The following is an 8,701-nucleotide window of genomic DNA, read 5'->3' on the forward strand; positions in this document are numbered from 1 at the left end:
TGGGGAAGGGCCTGTCGGGACTGGTCAAAGGATTATCGGCCCCAGGTAAGAGAACTTTATGTTCGGTTGCGGACGAATATGAAAATCTGGGATCTGAAACTCACCCGAAACTTGTCCGGGTTCAAAAAAATAATGGAACGTCGTTTTAATACAGTTGACCGCTTCCGGGCTGCAGCGCACACTAGCGCTAATTTAACTGTTCAGGTTCACGACTATGTCTAAGAAAATTGCCGTGATCGGCGAATGTATGATCGAACTGTCCCAGAAAGGCGCGGAAGTGAACCGTGGCTTTGGTGGCGATACCTTAAACACCTCGGTGTATATTGCCCGTCAGGTTGATGCTGACGCGCTGGCGGTCAACTATGTGACGGCTCTGGGCACAGACAATTTCAGTCAGCAGATGCTGGATGCCTGGCAGAGTGAAAACGTCGACATCTCCCTGACCCAGCGGATGGAAAACCGCCTGCCGGGTCTCTATTACATCGAGACCGACAGCACTGGCGAGCGCACCTTCTACTACTGGCGTAACGAAGCGGCCGCAAAATTCTGGCTGGAGAGCGACAGCGCGGCCCACATCTGCGAAACGCTCGCCCACTTTGACTATCTCTATCTGAGCGGCATCAGCCTGGCGATCCTCAGCCCGGCCAGCCGTGAGAAACTCTTCTCCCTGCTGCGCGAATGCCGCGCCAACGGCGGGAAAGTGATTTTCGACAATAACTACCGTCCACGCCTGTGGGCCAGCCGCGAAGAGACGCAGCAGGTCTATACCCGCATGCTGGAGTGTACCGATATCGCCTTCTTAACCCTCGACGACGAAGATGCCCTGTGGGGCGAAAAGCCGGTTGAAGAAGTGATCGCCCGTACGCAGGCCGCCGGTGTCAGCGAAGTGGTGATTAAGCGCGGAGCAGACTCCTGCCTGGTGGCGGTCGCCGGGGAAGCGATTGTTGAGGTGCCTGCGGTGAAGCTGGCAAAAGAGAAAGTGATTGATACCACCGCAGCGGGCGACTCCTTCAGCGCCGGGTATCTGGCGGTGCGTCTGACCGGCGGTACCGCGGAAGCGGCAGCGCAGCGCGGCCACCTGACCGCCAGCACGGTGATTCAGTATCGCGGCGCGATCATCCCGCGTGAGGCGATGCCTGCATAAGGTAAAAGCAAAACGGCAACCCTGAGGTTGCCGTTTTTAGTGTTTGTTCCCTCTCCCTGTGGGAGAGGGCCAGGGTGAGGGCATCAGACCGCACTGCCCTCAGAGTTACTGCCCTTGCGATGCCGATTTCGCTGGCGCCATAATCCCATCCCACGTCGCCTGCAGATCCTTCATGTTGTATTCCGGCTCGCCTTTCGGCTGCATCAGGATCAGCGACATATCCTGAGAAAGCTGCTGACGCAGATCCTGGCTCAGCATCTCTGCGGTCAGGCTGTTGAGGAAGTCCTGACGCAGCTTCTGATACTGTTCCGGCGCGATATCCACCACCTGATTTTGCAGCGAGCGAATACGCTGGCTGATCAGAATATCGGTATCGGTACGGGCATAGGTGGCGAACAGTTTTTGCAGCTCGAGGTTTTTCTGCGCCACCAGCGCGTTGAACTCCTCTTCACTCAGGCCGTTCTCACGTACCTTCGCCAGCTCTTTGGCGACCACCGCCATATTGGCGTTCAGCTTGTCGCCCGGCGACTCAACGTTAATGGCGCACTGGGCGCGCTGGAACAGCACCCGGCAATCGAAGCCCAGACCAATGTCTTTGGCGTTGTTCTTACTCAGGGTTTGCTGCACATGCCAGAACAGCGCCTCACGGGCTAAATCAGCGCGCCAGTAACGCAACAGCGCGGCAGATTCACGAATTGGCTGCCATGGGCTGTCCCACATAATAGAGAGTCGGTCCTGACGCACGGCATCGGTCATGATGCTGACCGGCTCAGCGCGCAGCGGCGACAGCGTTGGAACCGGCGCAGGGGTGCTGCGCTTGCCCTTCAGCTCGCCAAAGGTTTTGCTAATCTGCTCGATCACCGAACGGCTATCCACGTTGCCGACCACAATCAGGGTCATGGCGTCCGGGGTGTACCACGTCTGGTAGAACGATTTCACCTGCTCAATATCAACCGGTTGCTTCAGCGGTTCCGCCGGATCGTGACCCAGCAGCGCAGAGCCTTTCAGACGATAGCGCCACCACCCCTCTTTGGTATCCGCCGGCCAGGTCGCCACCATATCGCTGTTGCTCAGGGCATAGTTCACGGTGTCAGGCGTAATCGAGACGTTACCGGCGGTATCAGACAGCCAGGTCAGCGCCTCTTTCAGCAGATCGTTACGGTTGTTTGGCAGGCTGAGGTTAAACATGGTGTAGTCGTAAGAGACCACGGCAGGCGGCAGAGGACGCTTAGGATCGATACCCTGTTGCCACAATGAACGGACCTGTACGGCCTGCAGGCTGCCGCTTTGGGTCAGCGCCAGACGGGGAATAAAATGGCTGAAACCGCTCTGTTGCGTACTCTCGGTCAGGGAGCCGGTATTGACGGAAAGGCGGATTTCAATGCGGTCGCTGGGGCGTTGCGGTGTGGCTAAAACCTGCCACTGAAAACCGTTCGCCAGCGTACCCTGTTGCCAGGCCGGGTCAGGCTGGAGCGCGTCAGCCTGCACATAACTGGCTGCTGCCATCATGAGCAAACCGCCGGTTAAGAGTCGAATTTTTGTGCCCTGCATGTGAACCCCTGATCAACATTCCTGGTTACAAAGAGTGCCACACGCCCTGTCGCACTCTAAAGATGATGTTCAAAACACTCCGATTAGACCGCGCGTGAAGCGAAACGTCACGGCAAGAAGTGAAATATACCCGAAATAAATCTTGTCCGATTATGACAAGTCTTTAGGGGCCATTATGCGCAGGAGCCCGCACCCCGACAAGGGAATGCGGGCCAGAGAGAAGATTTTATGAGGACAAACCCTGTGTTTTGCCGTCTGGCGCACGATTATTCAGCGTATCGTCCAGTTTTTTGTGGTCCAGCTCTTTCACCCACTTCGCCACCACGATGGTTGCCACGCCGTTGCCCACCAGGTTGGTCAGAGCACGCGCTTCGGACATAAAGCGGTCGATACCGAGGATCAGCGCCAGCCCGGCCACCGGCAGGTGTCCTACAGCAGAGATGGTCGCGGCCAGCACGATAAAGCCGCTGCCTGTCACCCCGGCCGCCCCTTTCGAGGAGAGCAGCAGCACCACCAACAGCGTGATCTGATGGAAAATATCCATGTGGCTGTTGGTGGCCTGCGCGATAAATACCGCCGCCATCGTCAGGTAGATCGACGTGCCGTCGAGGTTAAAGGAGTAGCCGGTCGGGATCACCAGCCCCACAACCGATTTACGGCAGCCCAGCTTCTCCATCTTGTCGAGCATGCGCGGCAGCGCCGATTCGGACGAGGAAGTACCCAGCACAATCAGCAGCTCTTCACGGATATAGCGGATGAACTTAAAGATGTTGAAGCCCGTGGCGCGGGCAATGCTGCCCAGCACCACCACCACAAACAGGATACAGGTGATATAGAAGCAGATAATCAGCTGGCCGAGCTGCACCAGAGTGCCAACACCATATTTGCCAATGGTGAAGGCCATCGCCCCGAAGGCCCCGATGGGCGCCAGGCGCATAATCATATTGATGATGCCGAAGATCACCTGCGAGAAGCTTTCAATCACGTTGAAAATCAGCTGGCCTTTACTGCCGAGGCGATGCAGGGCAAAGCCAAACATCACGGCGAACAGCAGCACCTGCAGAATATTTCCGCTGGCGAAGGCACCAATCACGCTGCCGGGGATCACATCCAGCAGGAAGGCGACCACGCCCTGGTCTTTCGCCTGATCCGCGTAGACCGCTACCGCTTTTGCATCCAGCGTCGAGGGGTCAACGTTCATGCCTGCGCCCGGCTGAACCACGTTCACAATGATCAGGCCAATGATCAGGGCGAGGGTGCTGACCACTTCAAAATAGAGGAGCGCAACCGCACCGGTGCGGCCAACGGCTTTCATGCTTTCCATGCCTGCGATGCCGGTCACGACGGTACAGAAAATAACCGGAGCGATCACCATCTTAATCAGCTTAACGAAGGCATCGCCAAGCGGTTTCATTTGGGCGCCTAATTCAGGATAGTAATGACCAAGCAGAATACCGATGGCGATGGCGGTTAATACCTGAAAATAAAGACTTTTGAAGAGAGAGGTTTTCATAAGATGTCCTTGGGAAGAAAAACCGCAGGCAGTGTAGGGTTACTGCTCACCTGCGGCTTTAAAATAGCACCCAATAATCAGGACAAATAGGAACTCAGGCTGAATTTGAAACACGAATGTTAAGAAATTTGAGCTGGCTCGCACAAACCAGCAACATTTCATTCAACAGTCTGATTGTCATTCTGATGCAGATAACGACTTTCAAAAATATCGTGCGGAACGGCTTTGGCAAACAGAAAACCTTGTCCGTACTCCACTCCGGCCTCAGCCAGCCATTTCCGCTGGGCTTCGGTTTCGACACCCTCGGCGATAATGGCCAGTTTCAGGCTGTGCGCCATGCGAATAATCGCCTCCACCATGCTGCTGTCGTCAGGCAGATCCTCGACAAAGGCCTTGTCGATCTTCAGCACGTCTACCGGCAGGGTCTTCATATGCTGCAATTGACGCAGCCCGGCGTACCCCATGCCAAAATCGTCCAGGGCGATGCGCACCCCGGCATTACGCAGCGGACGGAGTATCGCCACGGCTTCGTTAGGATCGTCGATCCGGCGGCTCTCGGTTACTTCCAGAATCAGGGTATCAGGCTGAATGCGGTAACGACCGATCAGCTCCAGCAGCTCCGGGACCATGTTCGGGTGCATTAGCTGTAATGCCGACAGGTTAACCGACAGAGGCATCATCATCCCCCGCGACTGCCAGGCTGACAGCAGGCGGCAGGACTCTTCCAGCACCCAGTGGCCCACCGTCACCATCAGGCCGCAGTTTTCAATGCGGTCGATCAGTCCTTCCGGCAGCTCCCAGCTGCCATCGGCCTGGCGCATCCGCAGCAGCGCTTCAGCACTCTTTACCTTACCGGTATGCAGATCCACCTGCGGCTGTAGCCAGATGGCGAAGTGGCTGTGGTCCAGCGCGGTCAGGATATCGTTCTCTTCTGACAGCCGCTGCTGCGCCTTCTCCATTTGCTCGGGCTCGAAGAACTGAATCTGATTCTTTCCTTTCTGGCGGGCAGTAAACGCAGCGGAAAACGCCCGACGGAAGAGTTGCTCGGCGGTGAGGTTGCTGTTAAACATGGCGATACCGATGCTGGCGCTTGGGCGCAGCTGGATCCCCTGTACCGGCAGCCGTTCATTTATAACAGTGAGTACTTGCTGACCCAGCGTAATGGCATGCCACGGCTCCTTGACGCCATTCGCGATAATCACAAAGTCATAGGCGCTCACCTGAGTCAGTACCATTCGCGGCGCAAGCACGGATTTAAGCTTTTCGACCAGCGTCAGCAACACCATTTCGCGCTGGCTCTCCTTCAGCACGCCGGCGGTGTCCTGCAAGGTTTCACAGGCCACGACCATCAGGGCGGTTGCCTGCTGACGTTTCACCACCTGCTCCAGCATTGCCATCAGAAAGGCCTTGTTGGGCAGATCCGAAACCGCGAAGCGGGTGGCGTTGTGGTTAAGCTCTTCATGCTGGCGCATCATGCGCTGCTGGTTGAGGTTGTAGCTGCGGACCAGCATGCCGATCTCGTCATCATGGTGCAGGCGCGGCACAGGGAGCTGATGCCCGACCTGTTGCTGCGGCGAGAGGGCATCCAGCTCGCGGGCAATCCGGCGCAGCGGATGGACAATCAGCCGGTTGATGCACCATGTCAGCGCCACGGTCAGCATCAGCGTCAACAATAAGTAAGTGGTTACCAACGTCGAGACCCAGCTGATCACGAATTTGTACATCCGCCAGGAGTCCGATTGCAGGACCAGATAGGCCAGCGGCTGCGGGTTCGCCGGACGCTGCAGGGAATAGACCGGCAGGGAGATTTGTACCGGCAGTTCAAACATACGCTTGACCATCACCGGTACCGGACGCTCCGGGATAAAGTTCATGCGCAGCGCCTGGAACTGATTGGGCAGCACCACATCCGCCTGGCTGACGACGCCAGCCGGCCTGATGCTCTTAATAATGGATTCCGCCTGGGGAATGTCGCCCTTCAGAATGGCAGCAGACAGGGGCTCCCGGATTGAGCGGGCAATACTTTCGAGTTGCGAAGCCGTGTTATAGCGATTCTGCTGAATGGCATGAAACAGCAAAATGACGCAAAAGACAAAAACAAACACCATGGTGACGGCAGTCACCATCGCCATTTGTTTGATAGTTAAAGAGCGGCTGACACGCAAAATGAATCTCCAGAAACGCGAAACGCAGGTTAATCAACTGTTACCCTGCTGCTTTCAGAGTATACCTTATCGTGATGTGTAGAAGAGAGTGTAACCAACCGTTTAGGGATTATTCTGGTTGCCGCTTCGCACACGGGCTAAGCGGCTCTATAACTGACCGGGAACCGGCCTCTTTTATTCGGCGCTGCGCAGAGAAATCTCACCGCCAACCCACGGTTTAATCACACCATCCTGTTCCAGCAGCAGCGCGCCCTGCTCGTTAATACCACGCGAAGTGCCGTAGATCTCTTTATCACCAATAATAAGCTTCACCGGACGGTGAACAAAATTATCCAGTTTTTCCCAGCGAGGCAGGAACGGCGCTAACCCCTCCTGTTCGAAGATTTTCAGGGAGTGGCGCAGCTCATTGATGACCTGTACCGCAAGGACGTTACGATCGATGACGATCCCCGCTTCCTGCAGGTTGATCCAGCCCTGATTGATCTCGTCCGCCTGCACGTTACGCATCACCAGATTGATCCCGGCTCCCATCACGATCTGTGCCGCATCGCCAGTTTTACCCGTCAGTTCAACCAGGATGCCGGCCAGTTTTCGATCTTTAAGATAGAGATCGTTTGGCCATTTCACCCTTACGTCGTCGGCACCAAGGGATTGCAGAACCTCCGCCAGCACGATACCAATCACCAGACTAAGGCCGATGGCGGCAGCAGGTCCCTGCTCCAGACGCCAGTACATGGACAGGTAGAGGTTGGCACCAAAAGGCGAAAACCATTTACGTCCCCGGCGACCGCGACCGGCCTGCTGGTACTCTGCCACACAGCTGTCGCCTGACTTCAGTTCGTTGAGCCTGTTGAGCAGAAACTGGTTGGTGGAATCAATCACCGGCAGAACGGTGACGCTGTTGTCGGCGATCTGACTGTGGATAAAGGCTTCGTTCAACAGCTGTACCGGCTCCGGCAGGCTGTAACCTTTGCCCGGCACGGTAAAGACATCCACACCCCAGTCGCGCAGGGTCTGAATATGTTTATTAATGGCGGCGCGGCTCATTCCCAGCTGTTCACCGAGCTGCTCACCGGAATGAAAATCGCCGTCGGCCAGAATGGCGATCAGCTTCAGGGGGACGGTATGGTCTTTCATGCAATGGTCTCCACCGCGTTAACTTCGCCGTGATGCCCGATAAAGCGCACTTCCGGCTCCAGCCAGACGTTAAACTTCTCACCCACCCGCTGACGCACCTGATGGGCCAACTGCACAACGTCATCGCTGGTCGCATTGTTTTCGTTAATAAGCACCAGTGCCTGCTGGCGATGTACCGCCGCGCCGCCACAGGTCGTACCTTTGAGCTGACACTGATCGATCAGCCAGCCGGCAGCCAGCTTGACGCTGCCATCCGCCTGAGGATAGTGCGGCGCATTCGGCCACTCGGCAAGCAGTGTTTTTGCATTTTCGGCGGCGATCACTGGGTTTTTGAAGAAACTCCCGGCATTACCGTTCACTTTCGGATCGGGCAGCTTGCTCATTCGCATCTGGCAAACAGCCGCAAAAATCTCTTTCGCAGTTACCGTCGCGGGATCCAGACGGGTCAAATCACCGTAAGAGAGGACCGGCTGCCAGTTTTTTGTCAGGCGCAGACCGACCGCGACGATGACATATTTGTCCTGATATTCATGTTTGAAAATGCTGTCACGGTAGCCGAAACGGCACTCAACTGCTTGTAAACGACGCACTTCACCGGTCGCCAGCTCGATACAATCAACATATTCACAGACATTTTTGAGTTCGATGCCATAGGCACCGATGTTCTGAATAGGGGATGAACCGGCGCAGCCAGGGATTAGGGCGAGGTTTTCCAGTCCTGGCATGTTGTGTTCAAGCGTGAATTGCACCAGATCGTGCCAGTTTTCGCCGGCACCCACGTGCAGACGCCAGCATTCCTGCGTCTCCTCAACCGCGATCCCACGGATGCGGTTAACGATCACCGTCCCGGCAAAGTCTTCCAGAAAGAGAACGTTGCTGCCCTCACCCAGAATAAGAACCGGTTGGTGGTTTTGCGTTGCATGATTCCATGCGGCCAGAAGCTGCTGCGCATCATCGGCGCGCACGATCTGCTGGGCGTTTCGGTCGATACCGAAGGTATTCCAGGGCTTAAGGGAGTGATTCATAGAGGCTATCCAGATGCAAAAACCGGGATAGTTTACCCCATTGGGGGATCTTTGTCGGCTGGAATTGCCGGAACGGGAACGTATAGGCCGGGCAAGCGCAGCGCCGCCCGGTTTTTTAAGGCACAACGCAAAAAGGCCATCCTTGCGGATGGCCTTTTTACCTGTT

At 56.1% G+C, this 8,701-nt stretch carries 6 protein-coding genes; 1 reads left to right on the forward strand and 5 read right to left on the reverse strand.

Annotated features, from left to right (window positions below; translation table 11 throughout):
- Window positions 1-214: 214 nt before the first annotated feature.
- A complete protein-coding gene (locus tag V7Q49_RS15210; protein WP_333853235.1) occupies window positions 215-1,144 on the forward strand; it encodes a sugar kinase in 930 nt (309 codons plus the stop codon).
- A 105-nt stretch (window positions 1,145-1,249) separates the two neighbouring features.
- On the opposite strand, the gene V7Q49_RS15215 is transcribed toward V7Q49_RS15210, so the two are convergent.
- The 5 genes from V7Q49_RS15215 to murB form a co-directional block, all read right to left on the reverse strand.
- On the reverse strand, window positions 1,250-2,695 hold the full coding sequence (locus V7Q49_RS15215; protein ID WP_333853237.1) for a M16 family metallopeptidase: 1,446 nt from the start codon (window positions 2,693-2,695) through the stop codon (window positions 1,250-1,252).
- Between the two features lie 226 nt (window positions 2,696-2,921).
- Complete coding sequence (dctA, locus tag V7Q49_RS15220; RefSeq protein WP_333853239.1) at window positions 2,922-4,208, reverse strand: C4-dicarboxylate transporter DctC; 1,287 nt, start codon at window positions 4,206-4,208, stop codon at window positions 2,922-2,924.
- Between the two features lie 158 nt (window positions 4,209-4,366).
- On the reverse strand, window positions 4,367-6,373 hold the full coding sequence (hmsP, locus tag V7Q49_RS15225; protein WP_333853241.1) for a biofilm formation regulator HmsP: 2,007 nt from the start codon (window positions 6,371-6,373) through the stop codon (window positions 4,367-4,369).
- 174 nt (window positions 6,374-6,547) lie between these two features.
- On the reverse strand, window positions 6,548-7,510 hold the full coding sequence (gene birA / locus V7Q49_RS15230; protein WP_333853243.1) for a bifunctional biotin--[acetyl-CoA-carboxylase] ligase/biotin operon repressor BirA: 963 nt from the start codon (window positions 7,508-7,510) through the stop codon (window positions 6,548-6,550).
- A complete protein-coding gene (murB, locus tag V7Q49_RS15235) occupies window positions 7,507-8,535 on the reverse strand; it encodes a UDP-N-acetylmuramate dehydrogenase (RefSeq protein WP_333853244.1) in 1,029 nt (342 codons plus the stop codon). Before murB ends, birA begins: the two co-directional genes overlap by 4 nt.
- Window positions 8,536-8,701 lie beyond the last annotated feature (166 nt).

Source organism: Leclercia sp. (genome assembly GCF_036780805.1).
Lineage (GTDB): Bacteria > Pseudomonadota > Gammaproteobacteria > Enterobacterales > Enterobacteriaceae > Enterobacter.

Excerpts from the sequence above, each read along its gene's own strand:
- V7Q49_RS15215 (WP_333853237.1), bottom strand. The coding sequence starts at position 2,695 with ATGCAGGGCACAAAAATTCGACTCTTAACCGGCGGTTTGCTCATGATG.
- dctA (WP_333853239.1), bottom strand. The coding sequence starts at position 4,208 with ATGAAAACCTCTCTCTTCAAAAGTCTTTATTTTCAGGTATTAACCGCC.
- birA (WP_333853243.1), bottom strand. The coding sequence starts at position 7,510 with ATGAAAGACCATACCGTCCCCCTGAAGCTGATCGCCATTCTGGCCGAC.
- murB (WP_333853244.1), bottom strand. The coding sequence starts at position 8,535 with ATGAATCACTCCCTTAAGCCCTGGAATACCTTCGGTATCGACCGAAAC.
- V7Q49_RS15210 (WP_333853235.1), top strand. The coding sequence starts at position 215 with ATGTCTAAGAAAATTGCCGTGATCGGCGAATGTATGATCGAACTGTCC.